The organism is uncultured Tateyamaria sp., assembly GCF_947503465.1.
Lineage (GTDB): Bacteria > Pseudomonadota > Alphaproteobacteria > Rhodobacterales > Rhodobacteraceae > Tateyamaria.
Genome location: NZ_CANNDN010000002.1, coordinates 491,204 through 515,696, shown reverse-complemented (window position 1 = coordinate 515,696; position 24,493 = coordinate 491,204). Strand labels below are relative to the sequence as shown.

The window sequence follows — 24,493 nt, the reverse complement described above, 5'->3', positions numbered from 1 at the left end:
CCCGACATGTGGACGACGAAAAGAAAGGCTGAGCGTCAGGGCGTGAGCGCGGCCCAGTCCACGCCAAGCACCTCCTGCACGACATCTGTCCAGCCGGGCTTGCCTGCGCCCTGAGCAGCCCAGGCGCGGCGCTTGTGCGTCAGGGCGGACAGCGTATCGGCATCCGCGGCCAGCCGCTCGACCAGACGCCAACGCTGCCATTCCAGGTCCAGCGACCACGCGGCATCGTCTATGCGGCAATCGGGCAGGCGAAAGTGAAAGGCCGGGCGGCCCGTGGTGTTGGACTGGTTCGGGAACAGGCGGTCAAACCCCTCTGCATCCGCGTGGCGGAAGATGGGCAGCAGATCCAGCGCATGGTTCCGGCTGTTGCAGTGCTGCGCATAGAGGTCGCGCACCGCGTCAAGGGTGGATGCCGGACCGATCCGGGCAAGCTCTGTCACGAAGGCATCCGGCCAGGGGGCGACAAAGGGCATCAGCCGCCGTGTGTCGTCGATTGGCATCTGGCGGCGCAGCCATCCCTGTATCAGGGCAAAGGCCAGCACCGTGTCCCAGGTGAAAGGATCCTGCGTGTCGGTGATGGCCACGTTCAGATGAACGCCAAAGCCCAGCAGCACCCCGTCCGTTGTCCCCACCGCCCCGTGTCGGCGCAGCGTGTCGCGGAACGCATCCAGTTGGACAAGCTGATCGCGGGTCAGGGGATCGGTGACAATCTCGACCGGGATCAGGCCGCGCAGGGCATCCAGAACCTTGTCGACCGGTCCCGCGTCCCCCAGCCTGCGCAGGGCCGTGTCGAGGACGATCTTGACCTTTCCCAGCTCCGTCCCGCTGACATGCAGGTCATGGGTCGCGTCGCGGTGGATGTCGCCACCCAACGCGTCGCGCACCAGCGTGGCGGTGGCGTCTTCGGTCAGTCCAGCAAACTCGATCTCGACACCGACGCGGCGGTCGGTGCCATCGGGCCGGTGCGGATGGGGCAGCGGGGCAAAGGGGGGATCGGTGCGGGACATGTCAGGGCCTTGTGTGGTGCCGGTCAGCAGCGGATGTCAACAGATCGTCGGGGGCGGAGAGACGGGCAGGCGGCCTGCCCGTCACGCCGCGTCCGAACAGCCATCCGATTTCAGCGGATCATGCCCCCAGTTCATCAGCGAATAGCGCCATTTGCTGTGGTCCACATCCTCCTCCGGCCCGCCCTGGCTGCAATGGCGGTTGATGTAGCCCACGACGGTCGCCATGTGGTCCCATTGATCATCGGTCAGGTCGTCCTTGTTGGTGCGCTTGATCTTGACGATCCGCTTGGCGGATGCGCGCCCGGTTGAACGCGCGTCGCCGGTGTCGCCGACCGATTTGCTCTCGTCCGTGTCCAGCCACGCCTCGATCTCGGACGGGCTCATGTTGACCTGCGCCCGCCATTCGTTCCAGATCTGGTCGCGTGATTTCGAAGAGGACATGCCGGGGCTCCGTTGTTGCAGCTTGGGTTCACGGGTGGAACGCGGCCGGGGTGATTTTGGTTGCAGCGCCGCGTACGGGGTGTCGCATCCGGCGGGGTCTGGCCCCCCGCAGACTGCGACGCCTCGCGTTATCCGCCGGACCGGGGCCTGCAGACCGGCTGTCGCGGCGGTCGGCGGGCGCACCGGAACAAATCATGCCGGTGACGGGTTTGCCCACAAGACCAAATAAAAATCATCGAGGCAACGGCACATGGCGCAGACCCCGAAACGCCAGATCACGCGCTGGCACATGGCAGCGATCAAGGGACCCTTGCGGCGGGCCTATGCCACAGGCGCACCCGATTGCACGGTGCCCCGCCGGCTGGGCGCCCTTCTGGACGCGCTGCGGGACACGCCCGGCGCGGCGACAAGGCCGTGATTGCAACCTGCGGAACGGCGACCCTGCACAACGCCCGCAATCCGCATTCGGGGCGCGCGACGGGCGCGGTGCGTGATGCGTTTGGTTACATCGGCACATCGCCCGTTGCACCGGTGGCGCAGCAAGGGCGGCCTGCTTTTCAGATGTTGCGATCGGGCACGCACAGGCGTTCCCCGTGTCTGCGGCCGGTCGGCACGGTCAGACGACCGGATCAACCGCGTCCGCAAAAGACGTGCGGACCTCATGGACATGGTCGCCAAACATGTCATCCTGCCCGATGACAGGGTCACAACGACGCTCGAAGTACGTAAAAGGCAATATAGTGACATCAGACACTTCAAGTGGCGACACCGCGGTCACGACCGGCACGTCGCTGACGTTTCGCATCGGGGCGTTGCTGACGCTGGCCCTGCTGCCCCTCGGCGTGATCGCCATCCTGCAATCCTGGTCAGCGATCGACACCGCGCGCGACACCTACCGTCAAAGCCTGGCGGCGCAAACCCTGCGTGCCGCAAGGCCCGAAACCGAGGCGATCACCCACGCCTTCGGTCTGGCCCTCGGGCTGAGCAATGCGATCCCGGCCTTGCTGGCGGATCCGGCGGGTTGCGTCGCCGCCATGCGCAACGCGGTCAGGCAGAACCCCAAGTTCGCCTTTGCCAGTTTCATCGAAATGGATCAGACAACCACGTGCAACAGCGCCGATCGGCGCTTCGACTTTTCGGACAACCCCGCAAATGAACAGGTGTTCGAAGCACGCGCGGCGGATGTCACGTTCAACCCGTCCGGCAGCGTATCGAACCAGGCCGTGGTGATCGTCAGCCAGCCGGTGCGCACGCGCGACGGCACGTTTCTGGGGTTCGTGTCCCTGTCCTTTCCAACCACACCGCTGGCCGAAACCCGCGCCCGGGCCGATGCCGACCCGGAACTGACCCTGATCACCTTTGACGGGCAGGGGGAGGTGTTGACAACCGGCGGCGACCGCGACGCGGTCGCGCCCCTGTTGCCTGCCGAGGGCGGATTGACCGCCCTTGTCGGCGGCGGGCAGCGCGTCTTTTCCGCTGTCAGCGTGGACGGTCAGCGCCGCGACTACACGCTTGCGCCGATTGTGCCCGGTCGGGCCTATGCGTTGGGCATCTGGGATGTGCCGCGCCTGAACACGGGTGATCTGCCGCTGATCCTGCGGGCCGCGTCCTTTCCCTTGCTGATGTGGCTGGCCAGCCTGATGGTGGCCATCATGGCGCTGCGCCATCAGGTCATCGGGCCGGTGCGCGCATTGCGGATGCGAATGCGCAGCTTTGCCGATGGACGGGCGATCTTCCGGGCCAATTCCATCCCGAACGCCCCGCGCGAGTTGCAGGAGATCGGCGAGACGTTCGAACAGGTCGCCGACAAGGTTGTGCGCGACGAGGCAGACCTGGAAGAAAAGGTGCACGAGCGCGAATTGCTGCTGCGCGAGGTGCACCACAGGGTGAAGAACAACCTGCAACTGATGTCCTCGATCATCAACATGCAGATCCGTCAGGATGTCGGTGCGGAAGCCGAGGATGCGCTGCGCCGCGTGCAGCAACGGCTGTCGAGCCTCGCCAAGTTTCACCAGGACCTGTACGAAACCTCGTCCTTGTCCAAGCTGCGCGCCGATCAGCTGCTCGAAGATCTGGCCCGTCAGAACGTCAACCTGAACACCGATGTGCATCGACAGATCGACCTGCGGCTGGATCTGGACAAGGTCACGTTGGAGCCGGACCAGGCGGGCCCATTGGCCATGCTGGTCACCGAGGCGCTGACAAATGCCATAAAGCACGCAAGCGGTGCGGTGGATGATCCTGTTTTCATTGCCGTTTCCATGAAGCGAACAGGCGGCGACACGGGCCGGCAGATATGCCTGAGGGTCGAAAACTCGCTGTCGCGGGACGCGTCGGGGCCCGGAGAGTCCGGTCTTGGGACGCGGTTGATCCAGGCCTTTGCGTTGCAAGTGGGGGGCAGCCTGCGGCAGGACCGGGACAGCGACCGTTACTTTGTCGAACTTGTCTTTGACCGGCTGTAACGGACTTCGGCGGGAACAAGAGGGGGCCTGCCGCGTTGGACCTTGCAGTGGACAGGCGGACCGGAGACGATGGTGCAGGCACATTTCGATCACACCGGCACGGGCGCGTCTGCGCCTCGGCCACCAACGCCCGCATTGTCGGATGTGCAGATCCTCATCACCGCGGCGGAAACCTATCCCGAGATGGAACGCGCCTTTCTGGCCGCCGAGCGTGAGATCTGGGCCAGCTACCGCGTGTTCGATCTGGGGACCAAACTGCGCAGCGACGAAGGACGCGCCATCGGCGACACATGGTTCGACCTGATCGTGCATGTGCTGCGCAGGGGTGTGCGCCTCAACATGGTGCTGGCCGACTTTGATCCGATCCTCGCGCCAAAGCTGCATTGTGCCGCGTGGACGGCGCGCCGCGCCTTCATTGCGGCAGGAGAGGCGGCGGGACCGGACGCGGACCTGCATGTGGTCAATGCCACGCATTCGGGCCGCGTGGGGATCCTGCCCCGCACCCTGCTGTGGCCCCGCACCGTGCGCGAGATCGCGCGGCTGGCCCGCAAACTGAATGCGATGCCATCCCACAAGCGCGCGCGCCGCCTGCAATGCAGCCCGGGCCTGCGGCCGTGGTTGAAGGAAAGCGCTGGCGGCACTCTGAGCGCGCGCAAATGGCCGCCCCCGCCGCTGGTGCCCGGCACACACCATCAGAAGATCGCCGTGTTCGACCGGACCCGCCTGTGTGTCGGCGGGCTTGACCTGGATGAACGCCGCTATGACGACCAGGGCCACAACCGCCGCCGGGACGAAACCTGGCACGATGTCCAGCTGATGTGTCGCGGTGCGGTCGTGCAAGAGGCGCAGGAGCATCTGGAGACATTCCTTCATGCGGTGGCGGACGACGGTGAGGTGCCGAAAACCTCGCACCTGCGGCGGACCCTGTCGCGCCGCCGCCGGATGGAGGCACCGTATCTGGGCCCGCAACCGCTGGTCTGCGAACTGGCCGACGCGCATTTCGACATGATCGGGCAGGCGCGGCAGTTGATCTATCTGGAAACCCAGTTCTTTCGGGACGTACGCATCGCGGACGCGTTGGCCGAGGCGGCGCAGAAAACCCCGGACCTGGGCCTGATCCTGATCCTGCCCGGCGCGCCCGAGGACGTGGCCTTTGACGGCAATACCGGGTCGGACGCGCGCTTTGGCGAATACCAGCAGGCGCGCGCGCTGGACCGGGTCAGCGATGGCTTCGGGACGCGGCTGGCGCTGTGTTCTCCGGTCAAGCCGGTGCGCGTGGCGGGGCGCGGGCGGGACACGTTGTGCGGATCGCCCATTATTTATGTGCATGCCAAGGTGTCGGTCTTTGATGATGCCGGGGCCATCGTGTCCTCTGCCAACATGAACGCCCGCAGCCTGAAATGGGACACCGAGGCCGGTGTCGTTCTGGACCGCGCGCAGGATGTCTGCGGGCTGCGGAACCGGGTGTTCGACCATTGGCTTTCGCCGGATGCGGACCCCGCATGCTATGACCCCGCGCGCGCTGTCGCGGCCTTTCGGGATGTCATTTCCCGCAATGCCGATTGCAGGCCCGACGCGCGCACCGGCTTTCTGGTGCCGCATGACCGCGCGCCCGCCAGAGATTTCGGGCGCCCCCTGCCCGGTATCCCGGACGCGATGGTCTAGCGCCCCCTGCGGGCGGGAACAACTGCCCTGCGTGCCGCGTTTCACCTGCAACGAGGTTATGAAACCGGAGATTGAAAATGGATGTTATGAACCTGCTCGCCGTGCTTGCCCTTGCCACCCTGGTGATGGTCATCGTGTTTGCCCTGGTCAGCAAGCGGAAGACGGAACAGCGCATGAACGACGACGATGCGCCCAAATCTCGCCTGGCCAAGGACGCCCCGGACAAGTGATCCGTCATCCCATCTTTCCGTTGTCGCGCAAAGGAGACCGCAAATGACCATTGATACAGCAACCGACACAATCGCGCCCGGGCGGGAACAGGCCTTTCGGGCTGGCAAGGATGCTGCGCAAAACCGCTGGCTGCTTGGTCTTGTCGGGATCGTGACCGTGGTCGCGGGCGTCATCGCGCTGGCGATGCCGTTTCTGGCGTCGCTGACGGCGGCGCTGATTGCGGGGTGGGTGTTGATTGCATGCGGCGTGGTGGGACTTGTCACTGCCGTGCGTCGGAGCGCGGGCTGGTCGCTGGCCGCATCTTTCGTGCTGTCCCTCGTGTCGATCCTGGCGGGTGTGATGACACTCGTCCTGCCCGGTGCGGGGCTGTTGGCCCTGACGACACTGCTGATCGCCTATTTCGCCGCCAGCGGCATCCTGCGCATCTACTACGGCGCGGGCGCGCTGCAGGATGGGGGTGGCTGGATGCTGGCGGCAGGTCTGTTGTCGCTTGTGCTGGCTGTTCTGCTCTTTTTCGGGCTGCCGTTCAGCGCCGCCTGGGTGCCGGGCGTGATGCTGGGTGTGGACCTTGTGCTTTTGGGGGCCTTGCAGATTGCGCTGGCCGTGCGCGCGGGCAAGGAAGGTCCGCGCACAGAGGCCCATGGCGCAGAGCGTCACGCCTGATCCTTCGCAAACACCTTGGTCAGCGCCTCGGCGTCGTCGCACGACACGACAAAAAGCACGTGATCGCCTTCCGACAGGGTCACGTCGGGATCGGCAAACACTTCCTTGTCCTTGCCTGCATGGGCCACGGGCCGCGCGTTTTCCGGCAGATCGAGATCCTTGATCGCGCAGCCATGCAGCGCGCCGGGCACCGCGTGGTTCGCGATCCGCAGGTCGCGGTGCAGGGCCATGTCCGTGTCCATCTCGCTGTGGTCGGTCAGGTTTGACAGGATCGACGCGGCAAGGCTTTCATGCGGTGTCACCACATCGTCCAGCGACAGTTCCTCGGCCACCGACATCAGTTCGGCGCGCACGATCTGCGGGATGACCCGCTCATACCCGACAGAGCGCCCGACGATGGCCGCCAGGATGTTGACGTCGTCCTGGTTTGTCAGGGCAACCAGGGCATCCGACCCGTCGCCATAGGCATCCCGCAGCGTGGATGGCAGCGTGCCATCGCCGCAGACCATGGCGCAATCCAGCCCGTCGGCCAGATCATCAAGCCGGGACCGATCAATGTCGATCAGGATGACTTCGTGATCCGCATCCACCAGTTGACGCACCAGCGCCACGCCAAAGCGCGACGCCCCCAGAACGGTGATGTGCATGATGTGTTACCTCATTGAAAACCAGGTCGAGGGGAGAAAGAGCGCGATCAGCACGAAAAATTCGAGCCGCCCCAAGAGCATCGCGAATGTGGCCAGCAGCTTCAGGCCGGGGCCCAGATCGGGCCCGATCACCCCCGCCGACAGCCCCACGCCCGACAGGGCCGATACCGCGTCGAACAACGCAGGCAGGGCAGGGTGGCCCGCAGCGTACAGAGCGGCCCAGAAGATCAGGGCGCTGGCCAGATAGAGCGCCAGCAATGCGGCGGCGAACAGGATGGCCTCGGCATCGGCGCGCTTGTCCCCGATCTTGAGATGCGACAGCGCCCGTTCCGGCAGGCGCAGGCGCAGAAAGACCAGTGCCACCATACGCCAAAGCATGCTGGCGCGCGCGGTCTTGATGCCCCCGGTGGTGGACCCGACATCGCCCCCAAGGGCCATCAGCACGATCAGCAAAAGCATCAGGGGGCTGAACGGCATCAGCGGCGCGGTCGAGAACCCCGCTGTTGTCTGTGCGCTGAGTTGATTGAGCAGACCGGAGATCAGCGCCTCGCGTTCCCAGCCGTGCAGGACGCCGTGACCCAGCACATAGGCCACGCTGCCCACCAGAAGGATCGCGAGCGTGGTGCGGACCGTGCCCCGGCGCAGGGCGGCCCGCGGGCCCAGCTTGACCGCGACCGCATAGAACAACAGCGACAGCGACGTGGCGACACATAGGGCCAGCGTCAGGATCTGGGCGGGTCGGGAATAGTCGGCAAGACTGCTGTCGCGGGGCGTGAACCCGCCCGTGGATACGGCGGCAAGCGCGACCATCGGCCCCTCCCACCATCCGGGAAACAGGGGGATCGAGAGGACGACACCAGTAGCGGTGATGGCGGAATAGCCCATCAGCACCAGACGCGCCTTGGCCCGGGTCGAGGCGTGATAATCGGTGCCCGCCACCGATTGCTTGCCCAGCACCTGCGCCGCACGCCCGCTGTCCATCAGCAGCGCAACACCGGCCACCGCAATGGCAACCCCGCCGCACCACTGCATCCAGGCGCGCAGGAAATGGGCCGACACCGGCCAGCTTTCTGCATCCCGGGCCACGGACAGACCCGTGGTCGTGATGCCGGAGGCCGCTTCGAACAGCGCGTCATGCGGGGCGAGGCCCAGCACCATGAAGCCGGGAACGGCCAGCACCGTCGACAGGACAAAGATCAGGGCCAGCGTGGCGACGGCCTCGATCCGGCGCAGGTCCGCATCGGTCTTGAACTGCCGTGACCAGACGCCAAGTGCTGCCAGAATGACGGTCGGCGCCAGCAGCGCGGCGGCCAACGGCCGTTCGCCTTCGATCAGGGCGGCCACACCTGGCGCGCCGACCAACACGGCCAGCACCGGCGTCTGGTTCAGCACGGCGCGGCCCACGAATGCCGGACGTGCCCGCACGGACGCTGCCGCCTGTCCCCGGCGCGCGAGATCGGCGGCATCGCCACGCGTCATGCGATGTCTCGATGAAGGGGATGAAGGGACGGCTTCATACCAGAAAAATGCGCGTCGCGCCAAATGGTTCCCCACCATGCCGGAACCGTTGCCCGGACTGGTGCGTTGACCACTATGCACAGTTCCGAACGGCCCCTATCCGGCCCCCCGTCGAAACACACCAATTCGGACGAAGACGAGGCGTCGGTCCAGACGGCCACGCGCCTGTCCGCGCGCCTGATCTACGAGGTCATCCGCCGCGATGGCGAGGAAGAGCTGGAGCGCCCGACATCGTCCCTTGTCTGGTCCGGCATGGCCGCCGGGATCGTCATCAGTTTCTCGGTCTGGGGCGAGGCGGTGCTGCGCACGTATCTGCCCGACACGCCGCACGCCTTTCTGGTTGAGAACCTTGGCTATTCGCTGGGCTTTCTGATCGTGATCCTGGGGCGGATGCAGTTGTTTACCGAAAACACGATCACGACCGTCCTGCCGGTGATGCACCGGCAATCGTGGTCCTGCCTGGTGGCGATGCTGCGCCTTTGGACCCTGGTTCTTCTGGCCAATGTCGTGGGCGCCTTTGTCGCCGGGTTCTTTCTGTCACTGCCGGATGTGGTGTCGGACGCCGTGCAGGCGTCCTTGCTGGAATTGTCGTCGCATGCGGTGGGCATGGGCGCATGGCAGGGGTTTGTGCGCGGTATCCCGGCCGGTGTCCTGGTCGCCTCCATCGTGTGGATGATGCCGTCGTCGCAAAGCGGGGGCTTCTTCATCATCCTGGGCTTTACATGGATGATCGCAGCCGGTGACCTGACCCACATCATCGCGGGGTCCGTCGAAATGGCATATCTGGTCTGGCAGGGACAGTTGGGTGCCTACGCCGCCATTGTCGATTTTTTCCTGCCCGTTCTGGCAGGCAACATCGTGGGCGGCACGGCCATTTTCACAATGCTGGCGTGGGGCCAGGTGAAAAATGAGGTCGCACACGGAACCGGCACGTCAGGATCGGGTTGAGTCAGGAGCACACCCAGCCCGGAGCTTCCCCAATGGCCGACCAGAAAAAGATCCCCGCGCAAGCGCAGGAGTCAATGCCCGCGCACGAACACAAGATGGAGCCTGCCCCCGACTGGACGCCACGCCATGCCGGTGTCGGCAAGCTGTGGGGCAAATGCGCCATCATCACCGGCGGTGACAGCGGCATCGGCCGCGCCGTGGCCGTCCTCTTTGCCCGCGAAGGCGCGCGCGTCGGCATCATCTACCTGAACGAGGATCAAGACGCCGAGGAAACCTGCCGCATCATCGAAGAGGATGAGGGCGGCACCGCCTTTGCCCACAAGGCCGATATCGGCGACCGTGACGATGCCTTTGCCGCCATGGACGCGCTGCGTGAAAAGCTGGGCGGGATCGACATCCTGATCAACAACGCCGCGCAGCAATTCATGGAAACCGACCTGCGCGACATCACCGAAGAGCATCTGCGCCGCACCTTCGACAGCAATGTCATGGGCTATTTCTTTTGCACGCAGGCCGCGCTTGACCACATCCCCGAAGGCGGCGCGATCGTGAACACGGCCAGCGTAAACGCCTTTGCCGGGATGGCATCGCTGGTGGATTATTCGTCGACACGCGGCGCGATCACCGCCTTTTCGCGGTCATTGGCGCAGCAATTGGTGGGCAAGGGCATTCGCGTCAATTGCGTCGCCCCCGGCCCGATCTGGACGCCCTTCATTCCCGGCACGATGCCCGCCGAGATGGTCGAGGATTTCGGCAGCGAGGTGCCCATGGGCCGCCCCGGCCAGCCGTGGGAGGTCGCGACATCCTACCTGTTCCTTGCCAGTGACGACGGCAGCTATTTCTCGGGCCAGACGCTGCATCCCAACGGTGGCATGATCGTTGGCAGCTAAGGCACGTCCGCTGCGCGGCAACTGGCCCGCCAATCCCGTCATCTACCAGATCTACCCCCGCTCGTTTCAGGACAGTACCGGAACGGGCGAGGGGGACTTGCCGGGTATCACACGGCGGCTGGACCATGTGGCACGGCTGGGCGTGGATGGCATTTGGCTGTCGCCCTTCTTCACCTCGCCCATGTGCGACGGTGGCTATGACGTGGCCAACCATGTCGAGGTCGATCCCCGCTTTGGCACGATGGCGGATTTTGACGCGTTGGTCAGCCGGGCGCATGATCTGGGCCTTTTGGTGATGATTGATCAGGTGTTCAACCACACCTCTGACCAGCATCCGTGGTTCAAGGCGTCACTGGAACGCGCCCCGGAGTTCGAGGATTTCTATGTCTGGGCCGATGCGCGCGCGGATGGCAGCCCGCCGTCGAACTGGATTGCCTATTTCGGGCACCCTGCATGGCAATGGCACGCGCAGCGCGGGCAGTATTGCCTGCACCAGTTCCTGCCGTGCCAACCGGGTCTGAACCATCGCAACGATGCCGTGCGCGCGGCGTTGCAGGAAACGACATCGTTCTGGCGCGCGCGGGGGGTCGACGGCTTCCGCTTTGACGCGATCACCAGCGTTTTCTTCGACCCCGATTTCCCCGACAACCCGCCCGCGGATGACGCGGCGCGCGCGCTTATTCCCGGCCCCAGGAACAACCCGTTTACCATGCAGCGACACGACCATGACATGCTGCCCAAGGAGTGCGCGGCTTTTACCCGCGACATCCGCGAATGGTGCGGGTCCGACACGTATTTATTGGGAGAGATCAATCAGGGCCCCGGATCGATTGAGGTGCTGACGAAGTTCACCGGCCCGGACCGTCTGGATGCCGGATACACCATTGACCTGCCGGAGCGGGGCCTGTCGGGCACGATCATCAAGGATGTGCTGGACCGCCTTGGCGCACCCGGCCCAATGGCGTGGTGGTTGTCATCGCATGACCAGCCGCGACAGGTCACACGCGCCGGGGACGGCAGCGCCCGTGACGCGCGGATGATGATTGCCATTCTCTGCGCGCTGCCTGGTGCTGTGCTGCTTTATCAGGGCGAGGAGTTGGGCATGACCCAGCCCGATCTGCCGCGCGAGGTGCTGACTGACCCGTTCGACCTGGCCTATTGGCCCGATCCGCCGGGACGCGACGGGGCCCGCACCCCCATGGTGTGGGATGATACGACCGATCAAGGGGGCTTTAGCACCGCGTCCGATACGTGGCTGCCGGTGATCCATCCGCCCGGCGGCGGTGCCGCGCGCCAATGGGCAGACCCCGGATCGGTCCTGCGCTTTTATGAAACCGTCATTGCGCAGCGCCGCGCACTGGGCCTTGCCGATGGCGAGATCGCGGTGCAGGTGGCCGACGACACGCTGTTTGTGGCGCGGATCACCACCCCGGACGCGACTGTCTTGCTGTATGCAAATACAGGCGACGCGCCGCGTGCAGTCGATCTGCCCCCCGACGGGCACAGGATGCTGAGCAGTGCGGAACAGACCGATCAGGGACAGATCGCGCCGCGCAGCACGATCTGGGCGGTGATCTAACCGATCAGAAGGCCCAGGCACAGCACCAGCAGCAATGGCACGCCAAGCGCGATCAGCCGGGCGCGATCCGCGTCGATGATCAGGGCGCTGTTGCTTGCGCGGTCCGAAAACCGGCCACGGGCCGTCGCCTCGACGCCGGAGACCGGCCCCTCGATGTTGTTGGGGCGGCCGCCGGGTTCATTGCTGTCGGACTTCTGCATTTCGGCACCGCTGTCGGCCAGCTTGTGATCCAGCCAGTCGGGCAGCACCATGTTGCCGAACACCAGTTGCAGCACCGAACCGCCGACAAAGTATTCGCGCCGCCCTTCGCGTACCGCGCGCAGGATGGCGCGGGCCGCCACCTCTGGCTGGAAGATGGGCGGCGCGGGTTGCGGTTTCTTGGGCAGGCGGTTCAGCGCCCAGTCGAATTGCGGGGTGTTGAGCGCGGGCAGCTGCACCAGCGACACGGTGATGTGTGACCCTTCGCGGATCAGCTCGGACCGGATGGCAGATGTAAAGCCGTTGATGCCATGCTTGGACGCGCAATAGGCGGATTGATAGGGCACCGACCGGTAGGACAGGCCCGACCCCACATTGACGATCCGCCCGCTGTTGCGCCGTTCCATCAGCGCCAGCGCGGTGCGCGTCCCGTTCACCGCACCGATCAGCGTGGTGTCGACAATGCGCTGGAATTCGTCCGGGCCCATGCCGGGAAAGGGCGAAAAGCTGGTTTGCATCGCCGCGTTGACCCAGACCGAAACCGGGCCAAGCCGCTCTTCGATCTCGGCACCTGCGCTACCGACGGCCTCGGCATCCGACACATCGCATGTCCGGCAGACGACCTTGTCGCCATATTCGGTCTCCAACTGGTCCAGACGTGACTGGCCACGGGCCAGGATGCCCACGCGATACCCCTTGTCGATCAGGGCGGCGACCGTGGCACGGCCCACTCCTGCTGTGCCTCCTGCGACGACGGCGACGCGATCTGTCATTGGCTTGCCTCCAGTTCTGGTGCGCGGCCGTGAACGGCAACGCTTCAACAAGGGAACGCGTACCGGTCAAGGGCTGTTCCACGCGGACGGGCCGGGGACGCGGGCGATTGCGCGTGCAGCGTGCGACCGTGCGCCGCGCCTGCGGGACCACGGGTCAGCCGCGCGGTACATCGCGGTTCTGTCCGTGTGGCTTGGCACCTGCGGGATAAGCCGCCGTGGTCCCTGCATCGCGGAACTTCGGGCACCGCGGCGCGTTTTGACCTTGACCCTGACTGTTTTTGCGCGCCTTCCAGCGTCGCACGTTTGGGCTGGCACGGGGCCAGTCGATGGGGTGGACATGATTGACCTGAATGCAGCCACAGACCGCATCTTTGCCGCGCGCAGCATCCCGATGCTGCGGCGCACCCTGTTCAGGCTGTTGCGCGGGCTCCGGTTCCGCCGGATCGCGTATATCCACGCGGCCCTTGGCCGAAACGACTATCATTTCATGGACCAGGTCGGCTTTCCGCGCGACTTCGTGGTGTCCTATGCCGGGGCGCGGAACGATCCCGAAAGTCACATCAACGATCCCTTTCCGGTCGCGTCGCGGCAATGCGCATTTCCGGTGCGCTGGGCGGCATTCACGCAGTCCGCCGATCTGTCCTATCGGCATGCCGCGTTTGTCGACACGCTGCGCGCCCGGGGGATCGGAGACGGCCTGAGCGTGCACGTGGCGGGCCCCAGCGGGCGCGACGGCTATTTCGCACTTGGCTACGGGCGCTATGGCATCGACGCATCCGCGCGCGAGATGGCGCATGTGCAATTGATCTGCCAGGCCGCGCACAACATGCTGTGTTACCTCAGCCCCGATGGAAACAGGGTGATCCGGGTCGCGCTCAGCCAGCGGGAGATTGAGGTGCTGCACTGGATCGCGCATGGCAAGTCCAACAGCGTCATCGCGGAAATCCTTGGCGTGTCCCGCCATACGGTCAACACGCTGTGCCGCCGCAGCTTTGAGAAGTTGGGCGTAAGCGACCGGGTGTCCGCCGTCATCATCGCGCTGCGTCTGGGCGCGATCCCCAGCCTGTCGACAGGCCCCGTCGCGCAGGTGTCACTTACCTGAGTGACTTACACGTCCCCGTTGGTTCGCCTATCGCGTCCCCGGCCAGACGATGCGCAAGGGGTCCATCCGCATGCTCAAGATATCCGCTGACATCCTGGACCTTCTCGACACGACGCTTGATCCCTTCGACCGCCAGATCAAGGCGCTTGTCAGGGTCGAGGTCGCGGCGCACCTTGCCGAACACGCCGCCTACCAGATCCCGGAATACGAAGACTGTGCCGCTCTGCCGCGCCTGATCGAGGCGGCAGCCGAACTGAACCGGCTTGTCGTCATTCTTGCCGACCGGATCGACGGCTCACCCCCGATCACCGCCCCGCTTGCCAAGCGTTGACCCATCGCAGGGGCGACACACGTCAGATCGCCATCGTCGCGACCGATCCACCGTCGACGCGGTAATTGGCCCCTACGACAAAGCTGGCCTTGTCCGAGCACAGGAAGGCGATGGCTGCGGCCACTTCCTCGGGCTTGCCGCGCCGCTTGAGTTCCAGATACGGGCGCTCTTCGTCCAGGAAACTGCGCACCGCCTCGTCGCGGCTGACGCCGTCCTGTTCGGCGCGTTTGTCCATCATGCCATCGGTCATCGGTGTTTCGATGAACGCGGGCGACACCGTGTTGACCAGCACGCCGTTCCTGGCCGTCACCCGGCTGAGCCCCTTGGCGAAGTTCAGCAGACCGGCCTTGGCGACGTTATACACCGCCTCGTCCGCATAGGGTTGCACCGCGTTCTCGCTTGAGACGATGACGGCGCGGCCCCAGCCCTTGCGTTCCATCGGAGGGACAAAGGCGCGCATGGTGCGCACGACGGACATGAAATCGGTGTCCCAGGCGTGGTGCCAGTCGCTGTCCTTCATTTCCAGCGGGTGCCCCTTGGCCCCCGTCACGCCTGCGGCGCAGACCAGGATGTCGGGCATGTTGAACCGTTCCTCGACCGAGGCGGCCAGCCCCTCGACCTGCCGTGCATCGGTCAGGTCCGCTTGCAGCGCCGATGCGGCATCGCCCAGTTTTGCGGCGGCATCCGACACCGCGTCGCCCTTCAGGTCGACAAGGATGACATGCGCACCTTCTTCAATCAGGGCCTGTGCGGTCGCGCGCCCGATGCCGGATGCGCCGCCCGTTATCAGGGCCGTCTTGCCGTTCAATCCATAGTCCATGACGTGACCTTTCGCGTGTTGCGGGGAATGACTTGCAGGGCAAACGCCCCATCGACGTGACGGTTCCGCGCCGTCACCAGAACAGGATCAGAGTGCCGATCATCAGCGCGCCAAGGATCCAGGCATGGGTTTTGACATTCTTCAGGAACGGTGCATTTGCCGCATCGGTGTCAAAGGCCGCCGCGCGGGACCACAGCGCGTCCTCGTCCACGTCGTCCCGGTCGCCCATCAGGCTGAGACCGACAAAGATGGCCCCGGACACGAGCGTCATGATCGTGACGTTGATGGTGAAATGCAGCGGCCAGATCCCGAACTGGTTGGCGATAAAGACGCACAGGCCCAACAGGTGTCCCGCGATCAGGGTCCAGAATGCGGCACTGGCCGTGCCACGCGACCACAGCGCGCCCAAAGTGAAACAGACGACGAGGGGCGGCACCAGCACGGAAAACGCCTGTTGGATATAATCCCAAAGCCCGCCGAAATACTGGATGAACGGGGCCCAGATGATGGCGATGACCATAAAGCCCAGTGTCGCCCACGTGCCCCATTTTTTCTGTTGTTCCGGCTCGGGTTCACGCCCTTCCTTGGTCAGGAAATCATTGACCAGCAGGGTCGAGGACGAATTGAGCGTGCTGTCCACCGACGACATGATGGCCGCGATCAGCCCGGCCAGGACAAGGCCGGTCAGGCCTGCGGGCAGCACCTCGGTGATGATGATGGGAAAGACCTGATCGGGTGCCGAGATGTCCGGCAGGGTGACGACGGCCATCACACCCGGCAGGATGATGAAGAACGTCGGCAGGATCTTGAGAACACCGCCAAGGATGGCGCCCCATTGCGCGCGGCTCAGATCCTTGGCGCCCAGCACGCGCTGCACGATGTACTGGTTCGTGACCCAGTACCAGAAGCCCAGCAGCCAGACGCCGGTAAAGAGGCCGGGCCACGGCAGCGTGTCGTCGTCGATGGGCTGCACGATGCTCAGATTGCCGTCGGGCACCTGATCCTGCACGGTGGCCCATGAAAAGTCGACGGACTGGAACATCAGGAATGCCGTCAACGCCGTGCCCAGAAGCAGCACGACGGCTTGCAGGATGTCGGTGTAGACCACGGCCTTGAGACCGCCAAGCGCGGTATAGATACCTGCAAAGATGCCGATGCCGACACAGAACATCCAGATGTCGACACCCGGAAAGAACACGCGCATCACGACCGCCCCGGCATAAAGCCCCCCGGCGGTGTCCACGATGACGGTAAAGACGATGGTCAGGCCGGAAAAATACAGGCGTACCCGGCGCGAGTACCGTTTTTCCAGGTATTCCGGCGTGGTCGAGATGCGGGATTTCAGGAACACGGGCGCAAAGACGAACGCCATCAGCAAAAGCGGGATGCCCGCCATCCATTCATAGGCCGACACCGCCAGCCCGCCGGAATAGGCGCTGCCGGTGAGGCCCACAAGCGTCGAAGTCGAGATGTTCGAGGCAAAGAGCGAGAAACCGATGGCGGCCCAGCCCAGCGACCGGCCCGCCAGAAACAGGTCCTCGCCCGTCTTGGTCTGGCGCGCGACCCAGACGCCGATGGCCACAACGATGCCCAGGTACCCCGCGATGACGATGTAATCGAGAACGGCTAGGTCGGCGTCGATCTGGTTTTCCAAGGTGTCTGGTTCCCGTGTGGCAGGCTGTGCCACGGGCCACCCGGGCGGTGCGATGCGTTAAATATCATCAGCTTAACGCCCGAACCGGTCTTCGGTTCCCGCCTCAGGACAGGCTTTTGCGTCCTTGCCGCCACAGGATCCACGCCAGCGGCAGGGTCCAGATCAAGGTCGCGGCGACCGCGATCTTTTCCAGCGCCCCGTCATAGCTGTCGGGCGCCAGCTTGAAGCCCGTGGCAAAGACGATCCACAAAAACGCGGATGCGATGAACGCCCCGCGCAACGCCGTGCTGACCCGCGCAATCGCCCCGGCCATGGCCAGCGGCCCGGCAAGGTAGAGCGGGCCCAGCAGGAAGGTCAGCCAGACATGCACGGTCCAGTTGTCGCCCTGTGTCGTCAAATCGTCCCATAGGCCCAGCAGCGTGATCACGAGGGCCAAGAGCGCCAGCATGAACACCCCCATGGACCACCAGAACCGGCCGATGTGGTAATGCGCCGTGCCGATGGACAGCGCCAGCATGCCGGTCGCGCCCAGGTAGAACCCGGTGTCCATAATCCACTTGTGCGGCCCGCGCCCCAGGTCGCTGATCGTGTCGGCCATGAAATCATGTTCGGCGAACGCGATGGCCATCAGCATGGCGGCAAGGGGCGCGATGTTGCCAAGCGCCCCGACCGCGCCGCAAAACACCAGCAGTTCGGGTCGCAATTCGTTCAGGGCATCGTGGTTGCGTTCGTGGGCCATCAGATCATGCCGCCCGGCCATTGGATGCGTCGCGGTCGTCGCGCGCGGGCGTGCTCAACTCTCCGCGCAGACGCGGCAGCGCCTGCGGGTACTCGGACTGGAACCATTCGATCATCTTTTCCCGGATCTCGCAGCGCAGGTCCCATGCCTGCGGCGAGGTGCGGGCACTCATCAACCCGCGCAGGGTGACGGTATCCTTGTCGGTGTCGGTCACTTGCATGTTGGCAACCTGCCCGTCCCAATGGGGCGAGTTTTTCAGCAGCGTCATCAGGTGTTCGCGCGCGGCACTGACCGGCACGGTATAGTCCAGATACCAGTGCACAGCACCGATGATCGACGCGCTTTCGCGGGTCCAGTTCTGGAACGGCTGTTCGATGAAATAGGACAGCGGCACCACCATGCGCCGCCAGTCCCAGATGCGCACAACGACATAGGTGGCAAAGATCTCTTCGATCCAGCCCCATTCGCCTTCGACGATGACAACGTCGTCCAGCCGGATGGGCTGCGTGATGGCGATCTGGATGCCCGCGATCAGGTTGGCCAGCACGGGCCGCGCCGCAAGGCCCAGGATCAACCCCGCCGCCCCGGCGGAGGCGAACAGGCTGACGCCGTAACGCTGCACGCTCTCGAATGTCAGCAGGACGGCGGCGGCGGTGAAGATGCCCAGCACGATCACGGCGGTGCGCCGCAAAACGCGCACCTGCGTGACGTATTTGCGGGCGGCCAGGTTGTCGTCCGTGTCGAACCGGTACTTGCGCATCGACCGTTCGGCAAAGTGATTGACCAGCAGGATGGCGGTCCACCCCACAAGCACGATCAGAAGGATAAGCACCGTGTGCTGCAATCCGTCGTTCCAGAATGTCGGCAGGCGCACCGCAGGCAGCACAACGATCAGGCCAAGCAGGACAAAGGCAAGCCGCATGGGCCTGCGCGCCCGGCGCACGGCGGACCCGGCCAGCCCGACATCGGCCCCGAACACCCGCGTCAGCACGCGAAACGTCAGCCAGTGCAGCAGCAGCCCGCCCAGAATGGCAAGCCCGACCGCCGCAAGGGGCAGCAGGAAGCCGGGCAACCCTTCGACCCAGGCGATGGCATCCTGTGCCGCATTTTGCAGATCAGCCGGTTCCATGCCCGTTCACCAGAACCAGATCACGAAGCCTGCGGTGCAGACCACCAGCAAACCGGCCCACAGGGTGCGGTCCTGCCAGAACGGGGTTTCGATGGTGGTGAACACCTCTCGCGCTTCCTTGCCCGACCAGACCAGATCGCCCACGTTTTCCTTGTCATCGGGCGAGGTCAGGGCGGAAATGCCCATATGCGTGGCGATGCCCAGGACCATCATGATGGTCGACATGATGGTATAGTGGATCTCGGGCAGGCCCAGATCGGCCCAGATGCCCGTCACCTCTTTCATGATGAACAGCGGAATGCCCACGACAAGACCCAGCACAATGGTCCAGAACGCCCCGTTCCCGTTCAGCCACGGGATGAACAGGCCAAGGATATAGACCACCACGATGGTCGGGATGATATAGGACAGCGACGACTGGAAATAGCTGAACAGGCTTTCAAAGCCCGCGATCGACGGGGCATAGAGCGCGCCGAACACCATGACCACACCGGTCACGACCCGGCCCAGCCAGACCTGCCGCTCCTCGCTCACGTCCCAGATGGGTTCGACGAAATCCTTCACCACGAGGGTCGAGGCCGAGTTCATCGCGGAATCCAGCGATGACATGATCGCCGCGATCAGCGCCGCCATGATCAGGCCCCGCAGACCGATGGGCATCAATTCGAACGCGAGGGTGGGAAAGGCCAGGTCGGGCGTTTCAAGGCCAGGGTACAGTTTCAGCGCGATCAGCCCCGGCAGGATCATCAGGAACAGGTTCGGCAGCTTCAGGAACCCGGCGAACAGGGCACCGATCTGCCCTTCCTTCAGGTTCTTGGCGCCCAACGTGCGCTGCACGACAAACTGGTTGATGGTCCAGTAATAGAACCCCAGCAGAACCACACCCCACAGTCCCGTCCACGGCAGGAAATCGTCGCTCGGCGGCAGGATCAGCTTGGTCTTTTCCTCGGGGATGTCGACGAACAGCTCTTTCCAGCCGCCAATCTCGTCCAGCCCGATCCAGAACAGGGCCGCCGCCCCGATGATCAGCAGGATGGCCTGTACCGTGTCTGTCACGACCACGGCCGACAGCCCGCCCAGGATGGTGTAGATGCCCGCCACCAGCGCCAGCACGGCGACGGCGGTCCACAGGTTCAGATAGCCGGTGACGTTCGAGATCACGAGCCCCCCGGCATAGAGCGCGCCAGCCGTGTCGATGAACAGGATGGCCAGGATCGTGAACAGCGAAAACGCCCGGCGCGACCGGACGTCATAGCGGACTTCGAGGAATTCGGGAACGGTCGAGATCTTGGCCCTGAGGAACGAGGGCAGTATGAAGATCGCAAACAGGATCAGGACAAGCGCCGCCGTCCATTCGTAGTTGAAGATGACGACGCCGTTGGAATAGGCCCCGCCCATCAGCCCGACAAAGCTGGACCCCGACATGTTCGAGGCAAAGAGCGAGAAGCCGATCAGGTACCAGGGCAGGGACCGACCGGCGAGGAAATAGTCTTCCGATCCCCCCTTGGACTTGCGCGAGACATAGATGCCGTGACCGATGACGCCGATGAAGTATACGACGACAATCGCGTAATCTATCCAGTGAAGATCGAACTTTGCGTCACCCATGATAGCCTTCTGTCATCTGTACGCGGTGGTCGGCCGGTGGCGGGAACTTGCGCCGTCCGATGGCCGCCGGGGAGTGTGCGGTGGAACGGAAACGCGGCCTCGGGACGTTTTCGGTCGGGGCAGTCAGCGCGCGGGCAGAATCGGTCGGCGCGGCCTGGAAATGGCGCGGACCGGCACACATGCGCGGCGTTCAAAACTTGGAAAGAAAAATCGACGGAAGGACTGGATCAGGTGAAGCAGCATGGCGAACCTCCTTGAATGGATCGGACGCAGCGACCATGGCTGCGCATCCTAACGGTCAACGCGGTTCAACGTGCTTCGGTTGCGCAGGATGTGCATTTTGATGCCGAATGCTGCGCGATTGCGTTGATTTGACGATGGTTTTTCCCGGCAGCCGGATGCGCCGCGCGCCTTTACAGCGCGATGGCCTGCACGGCGATGGCCCCGGCATAGAGGCCCAGAATGGCAAGGCTCTCGCGCCCGATCCCGCCGGGTCCCTGCCGTTCTCGGTAAAGCAGGCCAAGCAGCAGGACCGCCGTCATCATCATCCCCACGGTCAGCCAGAACAGGTCGCTTGTCTGGATCGCGTGGTAGATCGAGCCGTCCCGATATCCCACGTCCGATATCGTCAGGAACAGGGTGTCAAAGGTGTTGCCGCCGATGATCCCGCCCACGGCCAGTTGCAGTGCGCCCCGCCGGACGGCGGCGATTGTGGTGACCAGTTCAGGCAGTGATGTCGCCACGGCCGTCATCAAGGCCCCGACCAGCGATGCCGACAGGTTCAGCCGGTCCGTCATTTCACCCCCGACCTGCCCGATCGCCCACCCGGCGGCACCCAGAAACAGCATCAGGACCCCGAACTGCACCAGCAGCCCGGTCGCGCGCTGGCCCGGTTCATCGCCGTCATCCGGCGTATCGGCGCGGGTGTCTTCGGTTTCGACCGGGCGCCACATCGGTTCCGCGCGCAACCGCGACGTGGCGACGACGCCAAGACCGTAAAGCAGTACCAGCAACAGGGACGCAGGGTGCACGCCCCATATGGCCACCTCTGGCGTGGCATAGGCGGCCAGCGGCACGCTCAGCAGCAACAGCAGCACGCCGCATTGAAAGACATTGGCCAGTTCCGCAGCCGCATGTTCAAGGTTGGCGCGCCGGTACAGTATATCCGCCACGGCCAGAAACGCCGTCTGCGCCGCAATGCCGCCGATCCCGTTGGAAAAGGCAAGCGACGCGCGCCCGTCCAGCGCCGCCGTCAGCGATACGATTGTCCCCGAAAACGACGTGGCCGCCCCCAGAAGGACGCCACCCACGACCGCCTCGCCCAATCCGGTGCGGTCCGCGATCCGATCGGCAAGGTCCGTCATGCGCATGCCCGCAAACAGGATCACGGTTGCGGCGACCGCACCGACACCAAACAGGGCCCACAGGGAAAACGAAGTCAGCATATCCACAGAACGCAAACCGGCGCCTCTTTGTTCAATCGCGCTTTGCACCTTTGCGTGCGGACCTGAAATAATCCCGGGCCATCACCGGCCATTTTCAATGGAACCCGCCACGGTTGCGCGACGTTGGTCTGTTGTTCACTGACCCGGAGACATATCCATGCCGCCCCGCTTTTCCCGACGCGCCGTCCTGCTGTCCATGAGCGGCGCGGCCCTTGCTGCAGGCATGCCAGTCCGGCACGCCTTTGCCCAGATGGACGCCGAACCGTGGGCCTTCCTGACAGATGACGAGGCGCGGTGGCTGGCCGCCGTGGCCGACATCTTCATTCCCGAGGACGACCATCCCAGCGCCAGCCAGGCGGGTGTCGTGGACTACATCGACATGCAACTGGCCACCGGCTACGGGCAGGGGCAGGGGCTTTACCTTGCAGGGCCGTTTCCCGAAGGCACGCCCGAACAGGGTTGGCAACTGCCCATGACCCCCGCCGAACTGATCCGCAACGGGATCGCGGCGGCGCGCGAGGAGACCGACCTTGCCACGCTGCCGGATGCCGACAGGCTGACCTGGGTCGAAGAGTTTTCCAAGCGCGAAGATCCGATCGGGGACGCACCGGCGCAAAGCTTCTTTGGCGAGTTGCTCAGCCTCACGAAGGAAGGGTATTTCGCCGATCCCATCTACCTCGGCAACCACGATTACGCGGGCTGGCGCATGGTCGGCTTTCCCGGCGCGCACGCCTATTTCACCGAACGGGTGGGCGACAACGCCCCCACCAGGCAGCCCCCCATGGGGATCGCGCACGGCCAGTTGCGCCACCGCGCCCCCCGTCCCATCGTGCAGGAGGGTTGAGCCATGGCCACACGCACCCTTCCCAAGACGGATGTCGTTATCGTCGGCGGCGGCTGGACCGGCCTGACGGCGGCCTATGAACTGGCCCATGCCGGGCAGCGCTGTGTCGTGCTGGAACGCGGACAGACCCGCCATACGGCGACGTCTTTTGCCGGGCCCGAGGAACATGACGAGTTGAAATACGCCCTGCGCTACGGCCACATGCAGGACGTCAAAAAGGAAACGCTGACCTTCCGCAACAACCGCGACCAGCAGGCGCTGCCGATGCGGCGACTGGGATCGTTCCTGCCCGGCACGGGGCTGGGCGGTGCGGGCATCCACTGGAACGGCCAGATCTGGCGGCCCCTGCCGTCGGACCTTGAGATGCGGACCCATTACGAGGACCGCTATGGCAGCCAGTTCATCCCGGACGACCTGACCATTCAGGACTGGGGCGTGACCTATGATGAACTGGAACCGCATCTGGATTTCTTTGAACGGATCTGCGGGGCGGCCGGTTACGCGGGCAACCTGAACGGCGAGACGCAGGCAGGCGGCAACGTGTTCGAAGGACGGCGCAGCGCCGACTATCCGAACCCCGCCATGAAGCAGCCCATTTCCAACACGCTGTTCGGCAAGGCCGCCGAAAAGCTGGGGTATAACCCGTTTCCCATGCCCTCGGCCAACGTCACGCAGGCCTATGAAAACCCCTATGGCGCGCAGCTGCACCCCTGCACCTATTGCGGCTTCTGCGAACGCTTCGGCTGCGGATATTTCGCCAAGGCCGACCCGATCATCTGCGTCTATGACCGCATCAAGGATCACGAGAATTTCGAGATCCGGTTCGAGGCACAGGTCCTGCGGGTCGAAAAGTCGGAGGACGGTCAGACCGCCACCGGCGTCACCTATCTGGATGAGGACGGGGTGGAGGTGTTCCAGCCCGCCGACACCGTTTGCCTGAATGCCTATGCTCTGTGGAACGTGCACCTGATGCTCGTGTCCGAGCTTGGCAAACCTTACGATCCCGAAACGCGTACCGGTGTCGTGGGCCGAAACTATGCCTACCAGACCATTGCGGCGGTGGATGCGTTTTTCGACAAGGATGTGGTTACCAACCCCTTCATGGGGGCTGGTGCGCTCGGCGTGGTGGTTGACGATTTCAACGGTGACAATTTCGACCACGCCGAGCTGGGGTTTCTGGGCGGCGGTTACATCGCGTGCAAGCAGTACAACGGTCGCCCCATCAGCTACCAGCCCACACCCGAAGGGACGCCCGCCTGGGGCGGGGACTGGAAACGCGCGGTGCGCGACAACTACAACCACCACGGCGATCTGGTCATTCACGGCTCGTCCGTGTCCACGCACGAGAACTACCTCGACCTCGATCCGACATGGACGGACGCGTATGGCAGGCCGCTGCTGCGGATGACGTTCAACTTCCCCGACAACGACCGGAAGATGAGCGATTACGTGATGAACCGCGCCGTCGAGATCGCGCAGGAGATGGACAACGTCACCTCGGTGTCGTCGGTCAACCTGGCGGCAGAGGGCAAGGATTATTCCATCGTGCCCTACCAGACGACGCACAACGTGGGTGGCGCGGTCATCGGCACCGATCCGACCACCAGCGCCGTGAACCGCTATGGCCAGATGTGGGACCATCACAACGTCTTCGTCTTCGGCGCGTGCCTGTTCCCGCAGAACCTTGGCTACAACCCCACGGGGCCGCTGATGGGGCTGGCCTATTGGACGCTTGAGCACATGAAGACCGACTACCTGCCCAACCCCCGCCCGCTGATGGACGCCTGAAGGAGGATCCT

Annotated in this window: 23 protein-coding genes; 12 read left to right on the top strand and 11 right to left on the bottom strand. The window is 64.5% G+C overall.

Translation table 11 applies throughout. The annotated features are described in order from the left end of the window. Positions 1-35: 35 nt before the first annotated feature. Both Q0844_RS15070 and Q0844_RS15065 read right to left on the bottom strand, forming a co-directional pair. Entirely contained in the window at positions 36-1,007 is a 972-nt protein-coding gene (locus tag Q0844_RS15070) for an amidoligase family protein (protein WP_299046413.1), read from the bottom strand. Between the two features lie 81 nt (positions 1,008-1,088). After that, on the bottom strand, positions 1,089-1,448 hold the full coding sequence (locus Q0844_RS15065) for a DUF3140 domain-containing protein (RefSeq protein WP_299046412.1): 360 nt from the start codon (positions 1,446-1,448) through the stop codon (positions 1,089-1,091). Positions 1,449-1,698: 250 nt separating this feature from the next. Between Q0844_RS15065 and Q0844_RS15060 the strand changes: the two genes are divergently transcribed. From Q0844_RS15060 to Q0844_RS15040, 5 genes are all read left to right on the top strand, one after another. After that, a complete protein-coding gene (locus Q0844_RS15060; RefSeq protein WP_299046411.1) occupies positions 1,699-1,866 on the top strand; it encodes a hypothetical protein in 168 nt (55 codons plus the stop codon). A gap of 322 nt (positions 1,867-2,188) precedes the next feature. Next, positions 2,189-3,910 carry a histidine kinase dimerization/phosphoacceptor domain -containing protein gene (locus tag Q0844_RS15055; RefSeq protein WP_299046410.1) on the top strand — a complete coding sequence of 574 codons (1,722 nt, stop codon included), beginning with the start codon at positions 2,189-2,191 and terminating at the stop codon, positions 3,908-3,910. 42 nt (positions 3,911-3,952) lie between these two features. After that, positions 3,953-5,575 carry a phospholipase D family protein gene (locus Q0844_RS15050; protein ID WP_299046409.1) on the top strand — a complete coding sequence of 541 codons (1,623 nt, stop codon included), beginning with the start codon at positions 3,953-3,955 and terminating at the stop codon, positions 5,573-5,575. Between the two features lie 77 nt (positions 5,576-5,652). Continuing rightward, entirely contained in the window at positions 5,653-5,805 is a 153-nt protein-coding gene (locus Q0844_RS15045) for a hypothetical protein (protein ID WP_299046408.1), read from the top strand. Positions 5,806-5,848: 43 nt separating this feature from the next. Then, complete coding sequence (locus tag Q0844_RS15040) at positions 5,849-6,469, top strand: DUF308 domain-containing protein (RefSeq protein ID WP_299046405.1); 621 nt, start codon at positions 5,849-5,851, stop codon at positions 6,467-6,469. On the opposite strand, the gene Q0844_RS15035 is transcribed toward Q0844_RS15040, so the two are convergent. Together Q0844_RS15035 and Q0844_RS15030 are read right to left on the bottom strand one after the other, a co-directional pair. Further along, positions 6,460-7,116 carry a TrkA family potassium uptake protein gene (locus Q0844_RS15035; protein ID WP_299046402.1) on the bottom strand — a complete coding sequence of 219 codons (657 nt, stop codon included), beginning with the start codon at positions 7,114-7,116 and terminating at the stop codon, positions 6,460-6,462. The genes Q0844_RS15040 and Q0844_RS15035 overlap by 10 nt on opposite strands. A gap of 6 nt (positions 7,117-7,122) precedes the next feature. Beyond that, positions 7,123-8,595, bottom strand: coding sequence for a potassium transporter TrkG (locus Q0844_RS15030; protein WP_299046399.1), 1,473 nt, complete (start codon positions 8,593-8,595; stop codon positions 7,123-7,125). A 114-nt stretch (positions 8,596-8,709) separates the two neighbouring features. Between Q0844_RS15030 and Q0844_RS15025 the strand changes: the two genes are divergently transcribed. From Q0844_RS15025 to Q0844_RS15015, 3 genes are read left to right on the top strand one after another with little or no spacing between them, the layout of a single operon-like run. Next, complete coding sequence (locus Q0844_RS15025) at positions 8,710-9,582, top strand: formate/nitrite transporter family protein (RefSeq protein WP_299046397.1); 873 nt, start codon at positions 8,710-8,712, stop codon at positions 9,580-9,582. Positions 9,583-9,614: 32 nt separating this feature from the next. Next, positions 9,615-10,472, top strand: coding sequence for an SDR family oxidoreductase (locus Q0844_RS15020; RefSeq protein WP_299046394.1), 858 nt, complete (start codon positions 9,615-9,617; stop codon positions 10,470-10,472). Further along, positions 10,462-12,051, top strand: a complete 1,590-nt coding sequence (locus Q0844_RS15015) for an alpha-amylase family glycosyl hydrolase (protein WP_299046392.1) — start codon at positions 10,462-10,464, stop codon at positions 12,049-12,051. Before Q0844_RS15020 ends, Q0844_RS15015 begins: the two co-directional genes overlap by 11 nt. On the opposite strand, the gene Q0844_RS15010 is transcribed toward Q0844_RS15015, so the two are convergent. Then, positions 12,048-13,022 carry an SDR family oxidoreductase gene (locus Q0844_RS15010; protein WP_299046390.1) on the bottom strand — a complete coding sequence of 325 codons (975 nt, stop codon included), beginning with the start codon at positions 13,020-13,022 and terminating at the stop codon, positions 12,048-12,050. The two genes, Q0844_RS15015 and Q0844_RS15010, sit on opposite strands and share 4 nt — an antisense overlap. Positions 13,023-13,359: 337 nt before the next feature. Between Q0844_RS15010 and Q0844_RS15005 the strand changes: the two genes are divergently transcribed. After that, the gene (locus tag Q0844_RS15005) at positions 13,360-14,124 is read left to right on the top strand and encodes a LuxR C-terminal-related transcriptional regulator (RefSeq protein ID WP_299046388.1); all 765 of its coding nucleotides are present in this window, start codon (positions 13,360-13,362) and stop codon (positions 14,122-14,124) included. A 70-nt stretch (positions 14,125-14,194) separates the two neighbouring features. After that, positions 14,195-14,455: a hypothetical protein gene (locus tag Q0844_RS15000; RefSeq protein ID WP_299046386.1), complete on the top strand. Its 261-nt coding sequence runs from the start codon at positions 14,195-14,197 to the stop codon at positions 14,453-14,455. Between the two features lie 22 nt (positions 14,456-14,477). Here Q0844_RS15000 and Q0844_RS14995 read toward each other — a convergent pair whose 3' ends face one another. The 6 genes from Q0844_RS14995 to Q0844_RS14970 all read right to left on the bottom strand — a co-directional run bounded on the left by Q0844_RS14995 (position 14,478) and on the right by Q0844_RS14970 (position 21,850). Then, positions 14,478-15,275 carry an SDR family oxidoreductase gene (locus Q0844_RS14995; RefSeq protein ID WP_299046384.1) on the bottom strand — a complete coding sequence of 266 codons (798 nt, stop codon included), beginning with the start codon at positions 15,273-15,275 and terminating at the stop codon, positions 14,478-14,480. Between the two features lie 73 nt (positions 15,276-15,348). Then, positions 15,349-16,962 (bottom strand): sodium:solute symporter, encoded by a 1,614-nt coding sequence (locus tag Q0844_RS14990; RefSeq protein WP_299046382.1) that lies wholly within the window; start codon positions 16,960-16,962, stop codon positions 15,349-15,351. Positions 16,963-17,032: 70 nt separating this feature from the next. Beyond that, positions 17,033-17,668 (bottom strand): DUF998 domain-containing protein, encoded by a 636-nt coding sequence (locus tag Q0844_RS14985; RefSeq protein WP_299046380.1) that lies wholly within the window; start codon positions 17,666-17,668, stop codon positions 17,033-17,035. 4 nt (positions 17,669-17,672) lie between these two features. After that, positions 17,673-18,797 (bottom strand): mechanosensitive ion channel family protein, encoded by a 1,125-nt coding sequence (locus Q0844_RS14980; RefSeq protein ID WP_299046378.1) that lies wholly within the window; start codon positions 18,795-18,797, stop codon positions 17,673-17,675. A gap of 6 nt (positions 18,798-18,803) precedes the next feature. Continuing rightward, entirely contained in the window at positions 18,804-20,405 is a 1,602-nt protein-coding gene (locus Q0844_RS14975) for a sodium:solute symporter (protein ID WP_299046376.1), read from the bottom strand. A gap of 413 nt (positions 20,406-20,818) precedes the next feature. After that, positions 20,819-21,850, bottom strand: coding sequence for a sodium:calcium antiporter (locus tag Q0844_RS14970; protein WP_299046374.1), 1,032 nt, complete (start codon positions 21,848-21,850; stop codon positions 20,819-20,821). 157 nt (positions 21,851-22,007) lie between these two features. On the opposite strand from Q0844_RS14970, the gene Q0844_RS14965 reads away from it, so the two are divergent. Both Q0844_RS14965 and Q0844_RS14960 read left to right on the top strand, forming a co-directional pair. Next, a complete protein-coding gene (locus tag Q0844_RS14965; protein WP_299046371.1) occupies positions 22,008-22,694 on the top strand; it encodes a gluconate 2-dehydrogenase subunit 3 family protein in 687 nt (228 codons plus the stop codon). A 3-nt stretch (positions 22,695-22,697) separates the two neighbouring features. Continuing rightward, positions 22,698-24,482 carry a GMC family oxidoreductase gene (locus tag Q0844_RS14960; RefSeq protein ID WP_299046369.1) on the top strand — a complete coding sequence of 595 codons (1,785 nt, stop codon included), beginning with the start codon at positions 22,698-22,700 and terminating at the stop codon, positions 24,480-24,482. Positions 24,483-24,493: the final 11 nt, after the last annotated feature.